The sequence below is a fragment of the Pseudomonas sp. DW-iso3 genome, assembly GCF_058725305.1.
Genome location: NZ_JBZXDZ010000002.1, coordinates 217241 through 238442, shown reverse-complemented (window position 1 = coordinate 238442; position 21202 = coordinate 217241). Strand labels below are relative to the sequence as shown.

Genomic DNA, 21202 nt, shown 5'->3' with positions numbered 1-21202 from the left:
CCTGCACCAGGCTGGCAGCTGAGGCGGCCAACGATACTCGATTTCCTAGACCGCCGCAGCCATGCGGCCTCTGGCGCCCCAGGCGAACGTCACGACCATCAACAGCCCCAAGCCCGCCATCGCGGCACCGGCCAGGGAGATCGCCGGATAGCCCAGCCCTGCGTTGATCACCGCGCCACCCACTGCGGCGCCAATCGCGTTACCGAAGTTAAAGGCGCCGATATTCACGGCCGAAGCCAGATTCGGCGCGTCTTTGGCCGCTTCCATTACGCGCATCTGCAAAGGCGGCACGACTGCGAAGCTGGCGATCCCCCAGATAAGGATGCTCACCGCTGCGGGTATCGGCCAACGCATCAGGAATGCGAAGGCCAGCAGGACCAGGATCAGGGCGCTCAGCGAAACGATCAGGGTCCGGTCGATCGAGCGGTCTGCCGCCTTGCCGCCCCATATATTGCCCAGCGTCAACCCGACACCGAACAACACCAGCATGGCCGTGATAAAGGGGGTAGAAGCATGGGTCTCGTTGCTCAGGATCGGCGCGATATAGGTAAACACGGTGAACATAGCACTGGAACCCACCACGGTCAGGGCCAGTGCCGCCAGTACCGAACCGCGCCCCAACACCTTGATTTCGGCCAGCACACCGTCGCTTTTCGGCAGCGGCAGGTTTGGCAGCGCGAACCACAGCGCGACCATGGTCACCAGGCCCAGTCCGCCAATGCCCCAGAACGCCGTACGCCAGCCAAGCAGTTCACCAAACCAGGTCGCCAGTGGCACGCCACCAATGGTCGCGAGGGTCAGGCCCATGAACATCGCCGCGACGGCTCCGGCGCGCTTGTCCGGCGCGACCACACTGGCGGCGACGATGGAACCGACGCCAAAAAACGCGCCATGGTTGAGCGAAGTGATGACGCGGGCGATCAACAGGTCGTAATAGCCGGTTGCAAGCGCCGACATCACGTTACCCAGGGTGAAAATGGCCATAAGGCCGACCAGCAAGTGACGACGGGGAATCTTGCCGGTGGTCAAGATCATCAGGGGCGCGCCGAGCAATACCCCCAGGGCGTAGGCGCTGACCAACAGCCCCGCAGTGGGAATCGAAACGCCAAGGTCATTGGCAATAGTGGGCAACATGCCCATGGGCGCGAACTCAGTGACGCCAATGCCAAAGGCACCGACAGCAAGGGCTACAAGGGGTGGATTGATACGCATGGAAGACTCCTCATTTATGCCGCAAATGCTACGATCTACGCTTTAACGGCACTAGACCGTTTAATTGGCAATCACCTTTGCGCGCGAGGCAAAAATGGATTTCAACGGCAGGTCGGGTGAGATGGCTGTATTCGCGATGGTGGCGCAGGAAGGCAGCCTTTCGGCCGCGGCACGGGCACTGGGACTGACACCTTCAGCCGTCAGCCGGGTCATCGCGCGCACGGAACAGCGCCTGGGCAGCCGCCTACTCATTCGCACGACCCGGGCCATCGCCTTCACCGCCGAAGGCGAGGTTTACCTTCGCGGCGCTCGGCGCATCCTGGCCGACATGGCCGAAGTCGAGGACGCCATCGCCGACCAGGGTGCCCCCAAAGGCAGGTTGCGGGTCAGTGCGGCCCTGGGCCACGGCCGCATGGCCATCGTGCCCCTGGTGGCAGCGTTCAGCGCCCGCTATCCGAACATTGTGGTGGACCTGACCTTGGGCGACGAAATAGTCGACATCCTCGGCGGCCAAGCCGACGTCGCGATACGCTTTGGCGACCTGCCAGACAGCCCGCTGACGGCGCGCCGCATCGGCGACACCGGCCAGGTCGTGGTGGCGTCGCCTGACTACCTTCAGCAACACGGCACGCCTCTGGAGCCGAACGATCTGTTGCGGCACAACTGCCTGCGTTTCAACTTCCGCCGGGCCCAACCCGATTGGCCCTTCGCGCAGAACGGCAAGACGTTTTCGCTGAAGATAAACGGCAATATCGAATGCAGCAGTGGCGAAGCACTTGCTCAACTGGCGCGACTAGGCGCCGGTATCGCGCGCATCGGCACGTTCACGGTTGCAGAGGACCTGCAACGCGGTCACCTGGTGCCGCTGCTGGAGCCCTGGAACCCTGGCGACCGGGAGCCGATCCACGTGGTGTTTGTCGGCGGTGCGAGCATGCCGGCGCGGATCCGCGTGTTTGTGGACTTCTTGCTCGAACATCACCGGCTATAAACGCGCAGGCTTGTGCAGGCGCTCAAGCACCTCATCAGCGGCCTCTCGCCATGCCTGCGTCGCGCCTTTATCTCTGAGCACCTCCAGCCCCGCCGCCGTGAAGGTGCCAGGTGTGGCAATGGCGCGACCCAACGCCTCCAGGCTGGCCGACGGCTGGTGGCGGGCGCTGGCCAGGCAGTCTTGCAGGTTGCCCATCACCAGTTGGGCGGCCTGCTCTCTGGACAGGCCTTTGTCGGTAAACCACTGCTGAAGATCGCTCAGGAAGAAATAGAACCAGCCGTTCATGCAGGCCGCGACAGTGGCCAACTCGAACGCCTCCTCCTCGTCCAAAACAACCAATGACCCCAGCGCGCCCAGCAGCGTTGCATGGGGTTCACCGCCGGGCGTGACCACCACCGTGGTCTGGTTGATCTGGGCGGCATAGGACAGCATGGCACGGACCACACGCGCCCGCGGGAAACGGCGCTGCAGTTCCACAAGCTTCAATCCAGCCACCAACGACACCAGCGTTTGCTCAGTTCTAAGCTGCACTTCATCAGAAAGCTGTTGAACCACCTCCGGGCGCACACCCAGCACCAACAGATCGGCGCCATCGACGACCTGTTGATTGTCGGCCCTCACCTCGCAGTTCCACTGTTTAGCGAGTTGCTGCGCACGTTCCTGGTTGCGCGGCGACAGCAACACCCGCCCCTCAAACCCGCTGCGACGCAGACCGATCACAACCTTCTCCGTCAACTCACCGACGCCCAGGATTCCAATCTTCAACACGCTGTCTACTCCGATCAATTCTGTAGTCGAGGCCATCATAGGCACGATTCCCGTATTCATGCAGGCATGGGTTCACGCTACACTCGCTGCTCTGAAGATCAGCCAGGAAGGCAAGCATGGGCACTCAAGGTAAAGACCGACAAATCGACAACATCGAACTCAATGTCAGCGATATTGCCCGGAGCAAAGCCTTCTACGGCGGTGCGTTCGGCTGGACCTTCGTCGATTACGGCCCCACCTATACCGAGTTCAGCGATGGCCGTCTGACTGGGGGATTCACAACGGGGGAGCCGGTGCGGCCGGGTGGGCCTTTGGTCATCTTGTACGCCGATGATCTCCATGCGACGCAGCAGCGGCTCAAAGCCCTGGATGCGCTCATTACCCGCGAGACATTTACGTTTCCTGGTGGAAGCCGGTTCCACTTCATGGATCCGGATGGGTACGAACTAGCAGTCTGGACTGCGCAAACCTAGGCGCCTGGGATACGAGCGCGATACCCAACAGCAGAGTGAACGGATGCCCATGGCCCTACTCTTCACACTGTAGCCAATGGTCATCTGACAAGCCCTCGTCTACATAAATGGGGCTGGAACAGCTTGTCGTGCATGAATGGAGGACACATGCGGATCTACATTACAGGGGCTTCATGCGCCGGCGTGACCACACTGGGACAACACCTCGCCACTCGGCTCGGTCTGCGCCAGGTCGATGTCGATGATTTCTACTGGATGCCCACCGACCCTCCGTTCACAACCAAGCGACCACCCAGCGAACGCGTGTCACTGATGCAACAGGCACTCGGTGACGACGGTTGGGTGCTGACCGGCTCTTGCATGGTCTGGGGAGACGCGTTGATTGCTGATGCAGACGTGATTGTGTTCGTCGTCACGCCAACGCCCCTACGCCTGGAACGACTGGCTGCCCGCGAAAAGGCGCGCTATGGAGATCGAATCGCACCCGAAGGTGATATGCATCAGATCCACTTGGCCTTTCGGGAATGGGCTTCGCAGTATGACGACCCGAATTTCTCGGGGCGCAACCGGGCGTTGCACGAGGCGTGGCTATCACAACTGACGGCCCCGATCTTACGGGTCGACGGGGCTGACAGTGTTGAAACAATGGTGACGGCGGTCGTTCATACGGTGTCGAACATGGCGCAATAGCTGGAAACATGAACGGCTGAGGCTGTCCAACGACGTCCACTGCCCTTATCCTCACAGCTCCCCGCCCACGCGAACCCGGAGCCGCCATGGACGTCGCCACCCTCGCCCTTTTCCTCCCCGCCTGCTTTGCCCTGAACATGGCGCCCGGCCCGAACAACCTGCTGTCGGTGAGCAATTCCACGCGCTACGGCTACCGCACGTCATGCCTGGCCGGCATCGGTCGCTTGCTCGCCTTTGCCGGGATGATCGCCCTCGCCTCGGCCGGCTTGGCCGTGGTGTTGCAAACGTCGGAGTTGTTGTTCTATGGGATCAAGATACTCGGCGCGGCGTACCTGTTTTATCTAGCGCTTCAGCTGTGGCGCGCCAATCCGGAAGCAGAGGCGCAATCGGCCACGGCCAGGGTGGGACTGTGGGCGTTGGCGCGGCAGGAGTTCTTAGTGGCGGCGGGCAATCCGAAGGCGATTTTGATCTTCACCGCCTTCCTGCCTCAATTCGTGGTCCCCGGCGAGCCAGTCACCCCACAATTCGCGCTGCTCGGCGCGATGTTCCTGGTGTTGGAGTGGATCGCCATCAGCGCCTACGCCTATATGGGCCTGCACATGCGGCGCTGGTTTGCCGAGCCTCGGGGCAAGCGGATCTTCAATCGGTGCTGCGCGGGGTTGCTGTCGGCGGCGGCGACGGTGTTGTTGATGGCGCGCCGGGCTTGAGCAATGCATTGTTTGCAAAGCCCGACCGCTCTTGAGGTCAGCTACCTTCTGGCCATTTGGTTTTAAACAAACACCTTCAAAATTTTACGAGCTCTAGAATGACGCAACCATCTGAGCCGCTCTCCCCAGGAAGTCCGGGCGTTGAAGCAGCAGCGACGCTACCATTTAGACCTCCTTTGCCTCCTGCGCCAGCCCCTTTACAAGCCTCCAAGGAGCTTCCCGATGCTCCAGCACCTGGTACATCCCTTTTTCCGCTTTCACCGGCACGGCCTGGCGTGGCTGACTCAGGAACAGCGTCGGGCTTGCGACACTCCACACTCAGCCCCCCTCCCGCACCACCCGCACCGTTGTCAGTGACGCTTGAACGTTCAAAAGCACCAGTAGCACCTGAGCCTCCAGCAGCGATCACACCACTCTGACTCCCATATACCGGGGTATACGCCGCTACGTTTGTATTAACCGTCGTAATACTGCTAGATCCTCCATCCCCCCCTTTATGTCCTCCAGAATCGTCGGTAGCACCTCCCATGCCCCCCTTACCTCCAGCGCCAACATTAATAGTGATGGCCTGGACATTAAGGTCCTTTGAAGGAGGATAAAAGTTGCAGACTGTAGTTGCACCACTTCCGCCACCACCACCGGAGATTCCATTTATGCCCAAATTAGACACATACGTCTCCACAAAATTACCAGTATTGGAACCACCGCCAGCACCACCACCTCCCCCCCCAATCAAAGTGACCCGAATGCTTCTAATATCTCCCCACTTGGGAGCGGTACATTTATACTGACCCGCCTTGTTGTAAACCTCGTCTGCGGGGGCGAGTGTAGAGATGAAGGCACTGATGACGATAGCGGCATAGATAAACGAGGTTTTACCGTTCGATGTGCTCATGACCCGTATCGTCCTTAGTTGTTAGCGCGAAGGTTTACTGAACATTGGGACCAAATACACACGGTGTAACCTGTAAGAACTGACAGTTTCTTATACCGAGTCGGCATAAATAACCACCTCAAAAACGCAATAAAGTCCGCTTCATCTACGCAGGCTAGACCTGCCAACCGGCCAACGCCAAGACTGAGTTGCCCCCCCTTAATAACATCTGGAAACAGCCTCTCGATTGCCGACCAAAGCATCGTCTGCTCGCATGACTGCCCCCCATAACAATCAGCCAGATCAAGGAGAGATTCGATGAAAACCCTGGTAGTAGGCACCAGCAAAGGACTGGGCAAAGCCCTGATCGAAGGTCGCGGCGAGCCTGGGGACACGCTGATCGGCGTGTCCCGCAGCCGCCCCGAGCAGTTGGATTACAAGGACGGCGTGGCCGCCCGGCGGATCACGGTGTGAGCAGAGACGAACGCGTCGTCTAAACTTCACACACCGATTCTTCATGGAGACCGACCATGGCCCGCAAAAATACCCTCTGCCTCTGGTACAACGGCAACGCCCTGGAGGCGGCAACCTTCTACGCCGAGACCTTCCCAGACAGCAGGGTCAACGCCGTGCACCTGGCCCCCGGCGATTACCCGTCGGGTAAACAGGGCGACGTATTGACCGTGGATTTTACGGTGCTGGGCATCCCGTGCATCGGCCTTAACGGCGGCCCGATCTTTCCCCATACCGAGGCGTTTTCATTTCAGATTGCCACCGATGACCAGGCCGAGACCGACCGTTACTGGAACGCCATCGTCGGCAACGGCGGCCAGGAAAGCGCCTGTGGCTGGTGCAAGGACAAGTGGGGCGTGTCGTGGCAGATCTCACCGCGCGTGTTGACGGACGCCGTGACCCACCCGGATCGAGCAACGGCCAAGCGCGCATTCGATGCGATGATGACCATGAAGAAGATCGACATCGCCGCGATTGAAGCGGCGGTGGCCGCGGGCTAAGGCAACGCCTTGAGCATGGCCTTGGCCGCCAGGGCGTGGACCTCGCGGGTCGGGTGCCATTCGTCCCAGTAGTAATGCGCATCGGCATTGGCACACACCGGTTTTACTTCCGGGTAGGTGGGCTGGCACGGCGCGTCCAGGTCCGTGAACCCATTGGCTTGCGGATTGGCACGTAGCGCGTCGCTGAACGCCAAGTGGTCGAAGTAAGTGACCTTCGCCACGCCGATCTGCGCCAACACGGACGGTAATTTCTGCGCGAGCAATTGCTGGTACTTCTTCGCGTTGTCGACGTGGTTGCCCTGCACCACGGCGGGCACGTGGCTGAGGTCCGTAGTACCCACCACCATCACATGCCTGGCCCCCGCCGCCACCAGTTGCTCGGTGGCACTGCGGATGTTGGCCAGGCTCGATTCGCTCAGGGCTTCAATGCTTTCAGGATGGGAGAAGTCGGCCCATTCGAAAAAATCGTTGGCCGAGATAAAGATGAAATACAGCGCCTTGGGGTCGGCCTTGTGGGACTTGGCGGCCTGCAAATGCTCGGCGACTTGGCCGAGCAAGCCTGTGTCCTGGGTTGGCATCATCCACGTGTAGTAATTGCCGTGGCCACTTTTGGCGCCGCCCACCGCGTAGTCGGTCAACGGTGTTGTCAATGCCTGGGCCAAACCTTCAACGGCGGTCGGGCCATTGCTCCAGCGTCCTTTCCAGTACAGTGGGCCGGGCAGTGCCTGGGCGCCTTTGACCTTTTGCGCGGTAAGCCGGGTGGTGAGCGCTTCGCCCGCGCCATTGTCGGAGTAGCTGTCGCCAAAGGCATACAGATGATCATAGGTCGAGGCGCCAAAGGCGGTCGAGACAGACAGGGTCAGCAAAGCGGCCAAACACGCGCGTCGGATCATCGAGGTTCTCCCGGAGTGTGTGGATAGACTACCGGCTGGTTGAAAGCACGGCCGCATAATTGCGACCCGCACATATCCGGCGACGGCTGCATAAACTCAAACGCGCCCCGTTGACACGCTTCGTAATATTCCATGAAGATGGGGGCCTTATTCAGGGTGTGCCATCCCATGTCTGCAACGTCTTCCGTCAACCTTTTCGCCATTGGCTCTCTTGCCAAGGCGCAAGGTTGCGTTGCGCACGCCCTCAAATCGAAGAAACAGTCGCTCATGTGACCGGGGCGCGCTGTCCCGTCAGATGAGCTGACAGGACATTGAGCCCGATTCGCACAATTCCCCTCTGCCCTTCTGACGGTGACTCCAGCGGTCAATCATCAGGAGAAAGTGCATGTCATCGTTTCAAGGTATCTGGGTTCCCGTGGTCACGCCGTTCCATGACGGCGCCATCGACTTCACCGGCCTGCACCGTCTGGTTAGCCACTTGCTGGAGAAACACGTGGCCGGGATCATGGTGTGCACCACCACTGGGGAAGCGGCGGCGCTGAGTCGCCAGGAACAACTGGCGGTGCTCGATGCGGTGTTGCAATGGGTACCGGCGCACCGCGTGGTGATGGGTCTGGCGGGCTATAACCAGATTGAGCTGCTGCAGGTCCAGCGCGAAATCCTGCAACGCCCGGTGGCGGGGCTTTTGGTGCCGGCACCGAGTTACATCCGCCCGTCCCAAGCGGGTTTGGAGGCGTTCTTCCGCACCGTGGCCGATGCCTCCAGCGTGCCAATCATTCTCTACGACATTCCTTACCGCACCGGCGCTACCTTCGAGCAAGCCACCTTGCTGAACATCGTCGCCCATGAACGCATCGTGGCGATCAAGGATTGTGGTGGCAACCTTGGCAACACCCTTGCACTGCTGGCCAGCGGTGATGTGGAGGTGTTGTGTGGTGAAGACGTGCAGATCTTCAACGCCTTGTGCCTCGGTGCGACCGGTGCCATTGCGGCTTCGGCTCACTTGCAGACCGAGCAGTTCGTGGCGCTGTGCCAGTTGGTGCGGGACAATCAGCTGGCAGAGGCGCGAGCGACTTTTTTCGAGTTGCTGCCACTGATCAACGCCATGTTCATGGAGCCCAACCCCGCACCGGTAAAAGCCGCGCTGGCCCTGCAAGGCTTGATCGGCAGCGAATTGCGTGCGCCGATGCACGCCGCCAGTACCGCCGTTGTCGCGCGCTTGCAGCAGGTACTGAACCCGACCCGCTAACGTGCCTGGCGGATGTACGCAACGGCCCGTACGGGTGGACCTAGTCCAAGCCCTGGCAAAAATCTAACAGCCGAAACCGATCAAATGTGGGAGCTGGCTTGCCTGCGATAGCATCACCGCGATACATCTGAAACACCGAGGTGGCTGCATCGCAGGCAAGCCAGCTCCCACAGGGATCAGCGTCAGGCTGAGGTGATGTTGGCGCGAGCCGAGTGCAGCTTCTTGTAACTCTCAATCAGGCGTTGGTGCCGGTCCAGCCCTTCCAGCTTCATGCTGGTCGGCGTCAAACCATAGAAGCGCACGTCGCCCTGCACCGAGCCAATCACCGCATCCATCCGCTCATTGCCAAACATGCGACGGAAGTTGGCTTCGTAATCCGCCAGTTCCAGGTCATCGTCCAGCTCCATCTCCAGCACCGCATTCATCGCCTGATAGAACAGGCCACGTTCAGCCGTGTTGTCGTTGTACTGCAGGAACATCTCCACGCACTCCTTGGCCTCTTCATACTGCTGCAAGGCCAGGAAGATCAGCAGCTTCAGCTCCAGGATGGTCAGTTGGCCCCAGGCGGTGTTGTCATCGAACTCAATGCCGATCAGCGTGGTGATATCGGTGTAGTCGTCCAGTTCGCTCTCGATCAGGCGCTCGACCAACGCTTGCAGCTCTTCCTCGTTGAGGCGATGCAGGTTGAGAATGTCTTCGCGGAAAAACAACGCCTTATTGGTGTTGTCCCAGATCAGATCGTCCACCGGGTAGATTTCCGAGTAATCCGGCACCAGGATGCGGCACGCGGTGGCGCCGAGGTGTTCGTACACCGCCATATAGGACTCTTTACCCATGCCTTCCAGAATGCCGAACAAGGTCGCGGCCTCCTGGGCATTCGAGTCTTCGCCTGCGCCCGTGAAGTCCCACTCGACGAATTCGTAGTCCGACTGGGCGCTGAAGAAGCGCCACGACACCACGCCGCTGGAGTCGATGAAGTGCTCGACGAAGTTGTTCGGCTCGGTCACCGCCTGGCCTTCGAACGTCGGTTGCGGCAAGTCGTTCAGGCCTTCGAAACTGCGACCTTGCAACAGTTCGGTGAGGCTGCGTTCCAGCGCCACTTCCAGGCTCGGATGCGCGCCGAAGGAGGCGAACACGCCACCAGTGCGCGGGTTCATCAGGGTCACGCACATCACCGGGAACTCACCACCCAGGGACGCGTCTTTCACCAGTACCGGGAAGCCTTGGGCTTCGAGGCCCTGGATACCGGCGAGAATGCCTGGGTACTTGGCCAGCACCTCGGTCGGCACGTCTGGCAAGGCGAACTCGCCCTCGATGATTTCACGTTTCACCGCGCGCTCGAAGATCTCCGACAGGCACTGCACCTGGGCTTCGGCCAGGGTGTTGCCAGCGCTCATGCCGTTGCTCAGGTATAGGTTTTCGATCAGGTTGGACGGAAAGTACACCACCTCGCCGTCCGACTGGCGCACGAACGGCAGCGAAACGATGCCGCGCTCTTCGTTGCCGGAGTTGGTGTCGAACAAGTGCGAGCCGCGCAGCTCGCCCTCGCGGTTGTAGACCTTCAGGCAATAGGTGTCGAGGATTTCACTTGGCAGCTCGTCGTTGGGCCCCGGCTGGAACCAGCGCTCATCCGGGTAATGCACGAATGGCGCATTCGCCAGTTCTTCACCCCAGAACTGATCGTTGTAGAAGAAGTTGCAGTTGAGCCGCTCGATGAACTCGCCCAGTGCCGACGCCAAGGCGCCCTCCTTGGTCGCGCCCTTGCCGTTGGTGAAGCACATCGGCGAATGCGCATCGCGGATATGCAGCGACCACACGTTGGGTACGATATTGCGCCACGACGCGATTTCAATCTTCATGCCCAAGCCGGCGAGAATGCCGGACATGTTGGCAATGGTCTGCTCCAGCGGCAGGTCTTTGCCGGCGATGTAGGTGCCGCCCTCGGAGGTTGAGTTGGGCATCAACAAGGCCTGGGCGTCGGCGTCCAGGTTCTCGACTTCTTCGATGACAAACTCAGGCCCGGCCTGCACCACTTTCTTGACCGTGCAACGGTCGATGGAGCGCAGGATGCCTTGGCGGTCCTTGTCGGAGAGGTCCGCGGGCAACTCGACCTGGATCTTGAAGATCTGGTTATAGCGGTTTTCCGGGTCGACAATGTTGTTCTGCGACAGGCGAATATTCTCGGTGGGGATATTGCGCGTCTGGCAGTACAACTTCACGAAGTACGCCGCGCACAACGCCGACGACGCCAGGAAGTAATCGAACGGCCCCGGTGCCGAGCCATCGCCTTTATAGCGGATGGGCTGGTCGGCAATCACCGTGAAGTCGTCGAACTTGGCTTCAAGTCGGAGGTTGTCGAGAAAGTTGACCTTGATTTCCATGGGGGCACACCAGAATAACGGCTAAACAAAAATGGCCGCCATTATGAGGGGTTTCATCGGGAAGTTTCAGGCTTTTGACCAGTGGCTGGCGAATTGACCAATGTGAATTAACCTTTTCGCAGATGGCGCCGATGGACTGAGTGCAACCATGGAGTAGTCGGAATGCGCAATAACCAGCCCGTAACACAGCGTGAGATTTCCCTCGCGCCTTCGCAAAAACTCATTTCCGCCACAGATGTCCGAGGTGTCATCACTTACTGCAACGACGCCTTTGTCGATATCAGCGGCTTTGAACGTGCGGATCTGATTGGGGCACCGCAAAACATCGTCCGTCACCCGGATGTGCCCCCCGCCGTGTTTGCGCACATGTGGGGCGCGCTCAAACAGGGCCTGCCCTGGATGGGTATCGTCAAGAACCGCTCGAAAAACGGCGACCATTATTGGGTCAATGCCTACGTCACGCCCATCTTCGACGGCAGCAAGGTCGTCGGTTTCGAGTCCGTGCGGGTCAAGCCCACGGCCGATGAGATCCGCCGGGCCCAGGCCCTGTACCGACGCATAAGCCAGGGCAAACCGGGTGTTCCTCGCCAGGACGCCTGGCTGCCGGCCGCTATCAATTGTGTCCCGTATGTGGCAACTGGGCTTACCGGCAGCCTCGCCGGCATGTTCCTCAGTGCGCCCGTCGCCATCGCTGTGGCCGTTGCCGTCGCAGTACCGGTGGGCGTGCTCTGTTCGCGTTGGCGTCAAGGCAGCACGTTGCGGCTGTTGCACGGCGTGGAGCCGTCGACCTCGGATGCCTTGATCGCGCAGATGTACAGCGACGCACGTGGGCCTCAGGCACGCCTCGAAACGGCGTTCCTCAGCCAGAACGCGCGCCTGAAGACCTGCCTCACCCGCTTGCAGGACAGCGCCGAGCAACTGAGTGCCCTGGCCGGGCAATCCGATCAGTTGGCCTCCGCCAGCTCCAAAGGCCTGGACCGTCAGCGCGTTGAAACCGAACAGGTCTCGGCCGCCGTCAACCAGATGGCGGCCACCACCCAGGAAGTCGCCAGCCACGTGCAACGCACCGCCGACGCCACCCAGCAGGCCAACGTCTTGACGGGCCGCGGTCGTGAAGTGGCAAGGGATACCCGTGAGGCGATCGAGCGTTTGTCTGCGGTGGTCAGCGAAACCGGCGTCACCGTGGCGCAACTGGCCAAGGACAGTAACGAAATCGGCAGCGTGGTGGACGTGATCAAAGGCATTGCCGACCAGACCAACCTGCTGGCCCTCAACGCCGCCATCGAAGCCGCACGGGCCGGCGAGCAAGGCCGTGGTTTTGCCGTGGTGGCTGACGAAGTGCGCCAACTGGCGCAGCGCACGTCGCAGTCCACCACCCAGATCCACGGGTTGATCACCCAGCTGCAGGCGTCCTCCAACAACGCCGTGCAAAGCATGGAAAACGGTCAACGCCAGGCCCAGGAAGGTGTGGCCTGGGTGCTTGAGGCGGACCAGGCGCTGGTGGGCATCAGCGAAGCCGTGTCGCATATCACCGACATGACCACCCAGATCGCCGCTGCCACCGAGGAACAGAGCGCCGTCGCCGAGGAAATCAGCCGCAACATCACCACCATCGCCGAACTGGCCGACCAGACCTCGCTACAAGCCCATCAATCCACTGACCTGAGCAAGGAGCTGACGAACACCGCGTCCACCCAATACGCATTGGTCGAGCGCTTCAACCGCTGAGCCTGCACTGAACGTGTCGTGGCAAGCGCGCTTCCTGGGGTGAGCGCGTTTGCCACAAGAAAATCGCGAACCACACGATAATGGCGATATGCTTGGGCACCACCTCCACCCAGCACGAAGCCCGACCATGTCCATCACGGATAACCTCCTCGCCTTCACCTTCGCCGCCACACTGCTGACGCTCACACCCGGTCTCGACACCGCTCTGGTGCTCAGGACCGCCACGGTCGAAGGCAAGCGCCAGGCGCTGCAAGCCATGCTGGGGATCAACGCCGGTTGTCTGCTGTGGGGCGCGGCGGTTGCGTTTGGCCTGGGGGCGTTGGTTGCGGTGTCGGAAGTCGCCTTCAACCTGCTCAAGTACTGCGGCGCCGCGTACCTGGCCTGGTTGGGCTTGAACATGTTGCTGCGTCCCCGTCGCTCATTGACCAACGCCGGGGCGGATGCCAAGCCCACGGGCAACTGGTTGATCAAGGGCATGCTGGGCAACGTGCTCAACCCCAAGGTGGGGATTTTCTACGTGTCGTTCCTGCCGCAGTTCATCCCCCAGGGCCAACCGTTGATCCTCTGGACATTCGGTCTGGTCAGCATCCATGTGCTGCTCGGGCTGACCTGGTCACTGGTATTGATCGGTGCTACGCAACCACTGTCCGGTTTCCTGCGCCGTGAAAAAGTCATTCAGTGGATGGACCGCACCACCGGCATGATCTTTGTGTTGTTCGCTGCGCGGCTGGCGTTCAGCAAGCGCTGATTCGGAACCCACCCAGCCGGCGGCTCCAGTGGCAAATACGTGCACGAGTTGCGTCCGCGATTAGCCCAGGCGTATTGAAAGTTCGATGTCATCGGCAAACGCCACGGACAGGTAGCCGTTCTCCGGTGCGCGTACATGGGCCAGGTATTCAGGGCAGTAATCGGTGTTATCCGCCACCACCAGTGCGCCGGGGCGCAGATGGCTTTCCACCAGGCCGAGCACGTCGCCATACAGCGTCTTGGCGCCGTCCAGCAACAGCAGGTCTACGCTGTCCGGCAGGTCGCTGGCCAGGGTGACCAGCGCGTCGCCTTCGCGGATATGAATCAGGTCACTCACGCCGCCTTCGATGAAATGCTCGCGCGCCAGGGCGATCTTCGAAGCTTCGAATTCGCTGCCGATCAGCACACCACCACCGTTGTCACGCAACGCAGCAGCCAGGTGCAACGTGGACAGGCCAAACGAGGTACCAAACTCGACAATCGCCCGCGCCTTACTGCTGCGTGCCAGCATGTAGAGCAGTTTGCCGGTGTCCCGCGACACCGGTAGCCACAGGTCCTTGAGCATCGAATACAGCGCCCCTGCATCGCCTGCGCGCACTGGTGCATGCCTTCATCAGATCAGAATGCGAAGAGGCCCCGATGCGCGTCGCGCTGAATGACGCGGCGCCGCTCTATCGCGATGCCCCGGAAGCCCTGGAAGTGCGCGCAGCGGGGCAGCAGATATTCGAGGCGTTCATGTTGGAGTTATTGCCCGAGGTGACCGAGCCAACCCGCACACTGGCCTGCGATCTGATCCTGACCACGCTCAGTTCGGTCGGCAAGGATTTCTCCGGCAGTCCACGCACACCTGAAGAAATCGCTGTTTACGCCGATGGCATGGCTGATATGTTTCGTGCCTATGTGAGCGCGCTCAACTATTCCTGAAGCGCCGATACCCCAGCAACGGACTGCACATGAACTTCTTCAAGAAACTGTTCGGCTCATCGACAAAAACGGAAGTACCTGCGCCTACGCCCAATGCAGCGGAGTCGCCCGAACCCGACGCCGCCAACCACGCCGCTCGCCTGGCCACCGCCGAATGCCTGGACCGACACTGGCAGTCCGTGGGCACCGTCGAGAAAGACGTGCGCACAGGTGGGCGCGCGGCGCGGGAAGATTTGGTGGCGCGGTTACAGGCGGCAGGGGTTGGGCATGTAAGGGGTGTTTATCGGGAGAGCGTGGTTTAGCAGTGTTTATTGGTGACCGTTTTGAGGGGGAGCTATCAGCCAGAAGCGGCCACTCGATCCACCTCAGCCTCCAGCTCTGCTGGAAACCAGGAACGATTGCCGCCCTGCTTCCGCCTCTATCCACCCAGCACGCCCGGACTGGAACCCGACCTGGTCATTTCAACGGGTCATAGGTGACCAATGTCTTCGGCTCCAGATACGCGCTCATCCCCCACCTGCCCATTTCGCGCCCAAGGCCTGATTGCTTGAATCCACCGAAGGGGGCGCGCGGTTCGTGGGCCAGGGTGTTGATGAGCACGCGTCCCGAATCGATCTGAAGGGCGAGGTTCATACAACGCTCGGGACTTTTTCCCAGCACCAGGGCGCTCAGCCCATAGTCCGTATCGTTGGCAATACTGATCGCATCAGCGTCATCCTCGTAGGGGATGATTGTCAGCACGGGGCCGAAGATTTCCTCACGCGCGATGCGCATCCGGTTGTTGGCCTCAGTGAAAATCGTGGGCTTCACGAACCATCCGGCGTGAAAGCCTTCCGGGCGCCCTTCGCCACCCGACAGTAACCTCGCGCCTTCTTCCTGGCCGATACGGATGTAGCGCTGCACCCGTTCCCACTGTTTCTGGCTCACCATGGGGCCGATGTCGGTGTCGGCGTTGCGCGGATCGCCCGATTGAATCTGTGAGACACCCTCCTTGGCAATCCGCTCGAACTCTGCCAGCCGGCTGCGCGGCACGAGGATGCGAGTGCCCGCGATGCAAGCCTGGCCACTGTTGAGAAATCCGGCCTGCAACACCAGCGGCATGACTGCCTGGAAATCCGCATCGTCAAGCACCACGGTGGGCGACTTGCCGCCGAGTTCCAGCGTCACGCGCTTGATGGTGTCAGCACCGGTTTTGACCAGATGTTGGCCGATAGCGGACGACCCCGTGAACGAGATTTTGGCAACGTCGGGGTGACGGGCGATTTCCTCGCCGACCACATTGCCTCGTCCGTTGACGATATTGAATACACCCGGTGGCAGCCCCGCTTCGTGCAACGCCCTGACCACGACCTGCGTCTGCAACGCGCTCATCTCGCTGGGCTTGATGACGGCGGTGCAGCCTGCCGCCAGCGCGGTGGCCAGCTTGTTGCAGATAAAACCCGCATTGCTATTCCAGGGTGTGATCAGACCGGTAACGCCCAGGGGCGTCAGAATGACCCTGGCCATGCCGACCTGCTCCTCGAATTCGAACGCTTCCAGTACATTGATTGCTTGCGCGATCACGTCAGCCGCATAAGTCGCCATCGAGCGCCCGCGGGCCATAGGTGCGCCATATTCCACAAGGATGGCTTCCAGCAGTTCTTCCTCCTTTGCCGCCACGGCCCGGTGCATGCGTCGCAGTGCCTCAATGCGCTCCTCCCGGCTGGTAAGCGCCCACGCCGGGAACGCAGCCTTGGCGGCGGCGATGGCACGCTGTGCGTCCAGCGCATCGCCCAGCCGAACCTGACCGATGACTTCCTCGGTGCTCGGGTTATGAAGGTCGAACCATTCCTGACCGTTTGGAATGACGAACTCACCGTTGATGTAGATGTGTTCAATGCGTTGCATGGCAACTCCTCACTCAAAATGACTCGCCTGAACCGAGCCTCTGTGAAGGAAGTTTAAGAAGGGATCATTGTTCCGATAAGCTATCCTTTGACTTATGAAGCATCCGCAATTTCAGGACAATCCATGCACAGAACAGGAATGACCGAACTGGAAGTGGTTCTGGCCGTTGCTCGCCGCAGCAGCTTTCGTGGCGCAGCACAAGAGTTGGGCATGTCCACCACCGCCGTGAGCAGTGCGGTGGCCGGCCTGGAAGCGCGCCTGAAGGTGCGCCTGTTCAATCGCTCCACGCGCAGCGTTGCCCTCACCGACATCGGGCAACGCTATGTGGAACGCATCGCCCCGGCGTTGGCACAGATCAAAAGTGCCGGCGAAGAGGCCAGCGTCGGCCCCGACAAGCCCAGCGGCACACTGCGTATCAATGCACCGCATGGCGGGGCCTATCTGCTGCTGGAGCCGCTGTTCAAGCAGTACGCTCAGCGCTATCCCGACGTGCGCATCGACATCGTCAGCGAATCAGGCATGGTCGACATCGTCGCCGGAGGTTTCGACGCGGGGATTCGCCTGGCAGAGTCGGTGCCACAAGACATGATTGCCGTAAAACTGTCAGATGACATTCGAATGCTTGTGGTGGCAACGCCCGAGTATCTCGAACGCCAGGGTGTGCCCGAGCATCCGCAAGACCTGCTCAGCCACCAGAGCATTGGCATGCGCATGGCCCACGGCGGCCTCTACCAATGGGAACTGGAGCGAAACGGTGAAAAGTTGCAGATGAATCTGCCGGTGCGCTTCATTTTCAACGAGATGCTGGCTATCAAACAGGCCGTGGTGTTGGGCCTTGGCATCGGTTTCATTTCCGAGTGGTTCATACAGGAAGAACTGGCCAGCGGCGCCCTGGTGCCAGTGCTGGTACCGTGGTGCCCGTCGTTCGGCGGTTTGAGGCTTTACTACTCGGGCCATCGCTTCGTACCGCCGCGATTACGCGCATTGATTGATCTGGCGCACGCGCTGCGGCCCACTGTGGTTTGAGCATGTCGCTATGGGCCGTTTTCGGCCAAAAGCAGACATTAACGTCGGAGATAAACGGCGGCTGATAAGTTGGCAAAATCGGCCAATCAGACGTTCATGTCGATCAATCCGCTAGTCCCTCTCATGCTCGGCCAGCCGGCATGAATGTCCCGCAAGTGGGGCAGTCAACGCCATCGCTCGCCATTTGCATAACCCCCTCGCCGCACTCCGGGCAAACCTGCCCCCCATAACCGGGAGCCATTTCTCGCAGCAACGCGGCTTGCGATGAAACGGCAACAGCCCCTAGCGAAAAGCATGCTCACAATTAGCGTGCCCTGGCTCACCCCCCTACAAAATACCTGTACAGAAATAGCACTACGCATTTTTACAGCGCTCGCAGGATTCTATCGGCCCAAAGAGGGCCTTGGGCTGTATCGCCGCCAAACAGTAGTCAGCCCGATAGCCGGGCCTCTATTCCTGGCGCTTGCCAGAAACCGGAGGTTACTGACCGTTCATCGGGATTGAGTGATGTCATGACGACATCACTCCGATATAGTTGTACAAGAGTTGTACAAGAACAAATTCTTGTACAAGATTCCACCGACTAGGAAATAACGCCGCGACTCGTTGCCGTCGAACAAAAGAATGCCTGCGCAGGATGCGGACCAAGGGCGAATACATACCCTTGCAGGTGTCCCTAAATTGCTCCTCCCACTACGCAGGTACATCATGCCAACGCACACTCCCCGGCTCTCTACACGGACCAGTCTCTATGCCGGCTATGCCAGCCTGCTCGCGTTTATGTTGCTGATCGCCGCTATCTCGCTGTACGCCCTGGCTAACAGTAATAAGGACTTTTTTCTCTACGTTAATGGCGTTGATGCACGTACCCGCCTGGCCAACACACTGAACGACGCCGCCGCCCAGCGTGCGATTGCCCTGCGTAACATCGCCTTAAACAGCAATGTCACCGCGAGAGGACAGCAGCGAGGCGCGATTGCCGCCAACGAACAATTGGTGGCCAGCAGCCTCGCCGCGCTACGCCAGGCAACTGATAACCATGGTGATGTGTCGCCCAAAGCACGTGAACTGTTCTCAACCATCGAGCAGGTCGAGAGCCGCTACGAACCGGTAGCGCACACCATTGCCGAACACCTGTTCAAGGGTGAAAACGATGAGGCCCTGCGCATGGTCAGCGAGCAGTGCACACCATTACTGGCCGAGCTGACACAGGCAATTGGCGAATACCTGCGCTACACCAACCAGAGAGCAGACCTGCAGGTCAGCGAAAATGACGAACACTATCTGTCACAACGCAACCTTCTGCTCGCCATTACTGCGCTGGCCGTCTTACTAGCAGCGGTACTGGGCTACGTCATCAGCCGCAACCTGCTGCGCGCGCTGGGTGCCGAACCGAGTGAACTCAACCAGCTCGCCCAACGGGTTGCCAACGGCGATTTGCGCGCTAGCGAACGCACGATTGAGCCACCACAAGCCAGCATCATGGCCGCCCTGCTGAGCATGCAGGAGAACCTGCGGGACATGACCAAGGGCATAAACCTGTCTTCACAGACCGTGGCCGAATCCAGCCAGGAGCTTAGCCAATCGAGCCTGAGAAACGCCGAAAGCGTGGCCATGGCACAGTGCGAGGTCGAGCAGATCGTCACCGCCGTTCACCAAATGGCCGCCACCGTGCAGGATGTCGCGCGCAACGCCGAATCCGCCGCCAGTGCCGCCAGCGAGGCCGATAGCGCGGCCCTGTACAGCCAGCAGAAGGCCAAAGATGCCGTGAACATGATCAGCGAGCTGGCCGAGACAATCGAACAGTCCAACATGGCCATGGGCCGGCTGAAGAATGAAACCGGCAATATCGGCGGCGTGCTTGAAGTGATCAAGTCGGTGGCCGACCAGACCAACCTGCTGGCCCTCAATGCAGCCATCGAAGCTGCCCGTGCTGGCGAGGCCGGACGCGGCTTCGCGGTGGTAGCCGACGAGGTGCGCAGCCTGGCACAGCGTACCCAGAAGGCCACCTCAGAGATCGAGGGGCTGATCGCCAGTCTGCAGAAAATTGCCGACGAGACCTCGCAGCATATGCAACGCTGCAAGAGCTCCAGTGCGCAGTCGGTGTCCGGCGTTTCCGAGGCCGGTGACGCGGTAAGCACGATCGTAACCATGATCGAGCGGATCAACGGCATGAACCACCAAATCGCCGCTGCCGCCGAGCAGCAGAGTACCGTTGCCGAGCAGATCAGCCGGGGCATCGTGACCGTCAGCGAAAGCGCCGAGCAATCCGCTGCAGCCTTCCGCAGCGCTCAGCAGGAAAGCGAAGGACTGGCACGCACCAGCGTGACATTGCGAGAGAACATCTCGCGCTTTCAGCTCTAGGGTCTGTTGCCGTTTCATCGCAAGCCGCGTTGCTGCGAGAAATGGCCCCCAATTAGCAGCAGGACGCAGGTAATGGTCCGATTCCTGTAGCAACAGCGGGGGCCATTTTCCTAGCGGCCTTATGGTCTGACCACAATTGTGCAATACCTGCCATTTTTGAGCGTCTGCTTTTGGCCAAAAGCAGACTGTGGACAGGTAGCCGTTGATGTCTCTACGCTGGACAATCTAGTGACAGCACAGCGGTAAAAAAGGAGTAGTCACGTTGGAAGTTGCCATTGATCGAGATAGCGTTCATGCAGGAGATGATCTGGGAAGCCATGCGACGTCGATCACACTCGATCCATCAGCAACGCTGCGCGCCTTAATCGAAGTGATACAAGAAGCCGGCTACTTACCGGGTATCAATGGAGGCAAGGCTACTTGGATTATTTGGTCGTCTGACAAACCAATAGGTGTTTTAGCGCAGCAATGGCCAGCACCTAAATTGACCGTGCCGCCCGAAAGCACCGTTGATCAATATTTCGGAAATACCGAACCTCGCCTTCTGTTCAGATATTGGTGTCAGGCAGATCCAGATGAGGTCTTTTCGAATATCAAGACCGGAAATGAGCCACCTTCACGATTTTAGGATTGGCGGTGGACATTTCTGTCGATCAATGCGGTTCAGATGACTGCTTTGGGTCGAAAGCAGCCGGTCACGACTGACCGCTTTAGACCCGAAGCGAACACTTCTGTGTGCCATACAGGTAATGAAGGATGTGCGGCGCAGAGCCGATCAGCGATTGTTTTCGCCTAGGAGCACGGTTACGCCTCTGCTTTAATCAGCACGCCACTCTTAACCCGCGCATCCAGAATCGCGGAAAACGCCTTAAAATCGTGCGCGGATTCCGGGGCAACATACATCAAGTTGCCAAAGTGGTCGGCGTAGTCTTGAAGGTAAAGGCCATTGCTCCCGTAATACTGTTGCGCAATCTCATTTCCAGCGTCATTCAAGTCCTCCTCGGTAAATTTGCCATCGCAATACCTAAAGAGAAACTCGGTGGCGGAGAGTTCGCCGCTGATCACGCGGGCGACGGCTTCAGGCTCTTCCTCGGCGTGAAAGTCGCCAGCCCAGCCTTTAATAAAACACCATCTTAAGAACAGCGCTATGTGTGTGCCGCCATGTTCCGGTGGTTGGCCTGCTGGAAAGTCTCCGCCATGGTGCCAGCTTGCATCATCGTATTTCATGGGCGTCCTTGAGATGTTTTGCGTTGAAAACGGGAGTTTGATTTATCACGA

18 protein-coding genes and 4 pseudogenes are annotated in these 21202 nt (G+C 59.8%); 15 read left to right on the top strand and 7 right to left on the bottom strand.

The features are described 5' to 3' along the window. Positions 1-45: 45 nt before the first annotated feature. Positions 46-1212, bottom strand: coding sequence for an MFS transporter (locus tag AC4PS7_RS06795; RefSeq protein WP_010210185.1), 1167 nt, complete (start codon positions 1210-1212; stop codon positions 46-48). Between the two features lie 94 nt (positions 1213-1306). Between AC4PS7_RS06795 and AC4PS7_RS06790 the strand changes: the two genes are divergently transcribed. Beyond that, entirely contained in the window at positions 1307-2200 is an 894-nt protein-coding gene (locus AC4PS7_RS06790; protein ID WP_031291303.1) for a LysR family transcriptional regulator, read from the top strand. Here AC4PS7_RS06790 and AC4PS7_RS06785 read toward each other — a convergent pair. Beyond that, complete coding sequence (locus AC4PS7_RS06785; RefSeq protein WP_492179247.1) at positions 2195-2968, bottom strand: NAD(P)-binding domain-containing protein; 774 nt, start codon at positions 2966-2968, stop codon at positions 2195-2197. The genes AC4PS7_RS06790 and AC4PS7_RS06785 overlap by 6 nt on opposite strands. Before the next feature lie 116 nt (positions 2969-3084). On the opposite strand from AC4PS7_RS06785, the gene AC4PS7_RS06780 reads away from it, so the two are divergent. The 5 genes and pseudogenes from AC4PS7_RS06780 (at position 3085) to AC4PS7_RS06760 (ending at position 6725) form a co-directional block, all read left to right on the top strand. Then, the gene (locus AC4PS7_RS06780; protein WP_492179246.1) at positions 3085-3441 is read left to right on the top strand and encodes a VOC family protein; all 357 of its coding nucleotides are present in this window, start codon (positions 3085-3087) and stop codon (positions 3439-3441) included. Between the two features lie 147 nt (positions 3442-3588). After that, entirely contained in the window at positions 3589-4131 is a 543-nt protein-coding gene (locus AC4PS7_RS06775) for an ATP-binding protein (protein WP_045792055.1), read from the top strand. A gap of 86 nt (positions 4132-4217) precedes the next feature. Then, positions 4218-4838, top strand: coding sequence for a LysE family translocator (locus tag AC4PS7_RS06770; protein ID WP_187516816.1), 621 nt, complete (start codon positions 4218-4220; stop codon positions 4836-4838). A 1192-nt stretch (positions 4839-6030) separates the two neighbouring features. Then, positions 6031-6165, top strand: a pseudogene (locus tag AC4PS7_RS06765) (SDR family NAD(P)-dependent oxidoreductase); the annotation flags it as partial. Between the two features lie 77 nt (positions 6166-6242). Beyond that, a complete protein-coding gene (locus tag AC4PS7_RS06760; RefSeq protein ID WP_047541762.1) occupies positions 6243-6725 on the top strand; it encodes a VOC family protein in 483 nt (160 codons plus the stop codon). On the opposite strand, the gene AC4PS7_RS06755 is transcribed toward AC4PS7_RS06760, so the two are convergent. Further along, positions 6722-7618 carry an SGNH/GDSL hydrolase family protein gene (locus tag AC4PS7_RS06755; RefSeq protein WP_492179245.1) on the bottom strand — a complete coding sequence of 299 codons (897 nt, stop codon included), beginning with the start codon at positions 7616-7618 and terminating at the stop codon, positions 6722-6724. The two genes, AC4PS7_RS06760 and AC4PS7_RS06755, sit on opposite strands and share 4 nt — an antisense overlap. Before the next feature lie 385 nt (positions 7619-8003). Between AC4PS7_RS06755 and dapA the strand changes: the two genes are divergently transcribed. Further along, on the top strand, positions 8004-8867 hold the full coding sequence (gene dapA, locus AC4PS7_RS06750; protein WP_492179244.1) for a 4-hydroxy-tetrahydrodipicolinate synthase: 864 nt from the start codon (positions 8004-8006) through the stop codon (positions 8865-8867). 182 nt (positions 8868-9049) lie between these two features. On the opposite strand, the gene AC4PS7_RS06745 is transcribed toward dapA, so the two are convergent. Further along, positions 9050-11248, bottom strand: a complete 2199-nt coding sequence (locus AC4PS7_RS06745; protein ID WP_021493020.1) for an OsmC domain/YcaO domain-containing protein — start codon at positions 11246-11248, stop codon at positions 9050-9052. Between the two features lie 162 nt (positions 11249-11410). Between AC4PS7_RS06745 and AC4PS7_RS06740 the strand changes: the two are divergent. The 3 genes and pseudogenes from AC4PS7_RS06740 to AC4PS7_RS06730 form a co-directional block, all read left to right on the top strand. Further along, a pseudogene (locus AC4PS7_RS06740) lies at positions 11411-11683 on the top strand (PAS domain-containing protein); the annotation flags it as partial. Positions 11684-11911: 228 nt separating this feature from the next. Further along, positions 11912-12976 carry a methyl-accepting chemotaxis protein gene (locus AC4PS7_RS06735; protein WP_412177532.1) on the top strand — a complete coding sequence of 355 codons (1065 nt, stop codon included), beginning with the start codon at positions 11912-11914 and terminating at the stop codon, positions 12974-12976. A gap of 127 nt (positions 12977-13103) precedes the next feature. Continuing rightward, positions 13104-13724, top strand: a complete 621-nt coding sequence (locus tag AC4PS7_RS06730; protein ID WP_492179243.1) for a LysE family translocator — start codon at positions 13104-13106, stop codon at positions 13722-13724. 60 nt (positions 13725-13784) lie between these two features. Here AC4PS7_RS06730 and AC4PS7_RS06725 read toward each other — a convergent pair. Next, a pseudogene (locus AC4PS7_RS06725) lies at positions 13785-14297 on the bottom strand (O-methyltransferase); the annotation flags it as partial. 2 nt (positions 14298-14299) lie between these two features. Between AC4PS7_RS06725 and AC4PS7_RS06720 the strand changes: the two are divergent. Continuing rightward, a pseudogene (locus AC4PS7_RS06720) lies at positions 14300-14647 on the top strand (TetR/AcrR family transcriptional regulator); the annotation flags it as partial. A 29-nt stretch (positions 14648-14676) separates the two neighbouring features. After that, positions 14677-14949, top strand: a complete 273-nt coding sequence (locus AC4PS7_RS06715; RefSeq protein ID WP_010210163.1) for a hypothetical protein — start codon at positions 14677-14679, stop codon at positions 14947-14949. Positions 14950-15103: 154 nt separating this feature from the next. Here the strand turns inward: AC4PS7_RS06715 and AC4PS7_RS06710 are convergent, their stop codons facing one another. Continuing rightward, positions 15104-16534 carry an aldehyde dehydrogenase family protein gene (locus AC4PS7_RS06710; protein ID WP_492179242.1) on the bottom strand — a complete coding sequence of 477 codons (1431 nt, stop codon included), beginning with the start codon at positions 16532-16534 and terminating at the stop codon, positions 15104-15106. 123 nt (positions 16535-16657) lie between these two features. Between AC4PS7_RS06710 and AC4PS7_RS06705 the strand changes: the two genes are divergently transcribed. The 3 genes from AC4PS7_RS06705 (at position 16658) to AC4PS7_RS06695 (ending at position 20552) form a co-directional block, all read left to right on the top strand. Continuing rightward, complete coding sequence (locus AC4PS7_RS06705; protein ID WP_044287262.1) at positions 16658-17560, top strand: LysR family transcriptional regulator; 903 nt, start codon at positions 16658-16660, stop codon at positions 17558-17560. A 708-nt stretch (positions 17561-18268) separates the two neighbouring features. Then, positions 18269-19924, top strand: coding sequence for a methyl-accepting chemotaxis protein (locus AC4PS7_RS06700; protein WP_031291295.1), 1656 nt, complete (start codon positions 18269-18271; stop codon positions 19922-19924). Positions 19925-20186: 262 nt separating this feature from the next. Then, positions 20187-20552 (top strand): hypothetical protein, encoded by a 366-nt coding sequence (locus tag AC4PS7_RS06695; protein ID WP_010210159.1) that lies wholly within the window; start codon positions 20187-20189, stop codon positions 20550-20552. 176 nt (positions 20553-20728) lie between these two features. Here the strand turns inward: AC4PS7_RS06695 and AC4PS7_RS06690 are convergent, their stop codons facing one another. Beyond that, positions 20729-21151: a DUF7832 domain-containing protein gene (locus AC4PS7_RS06690; RefSeq protein ID WP_021493014.1), complete on the bottom strand. Its 423-nt coding sequence runs from the start codon at positions 21149-21151 to the stop codon at positions 20729-20731. Positions 21152-21202: the final 51 nt, after the last annotated feature.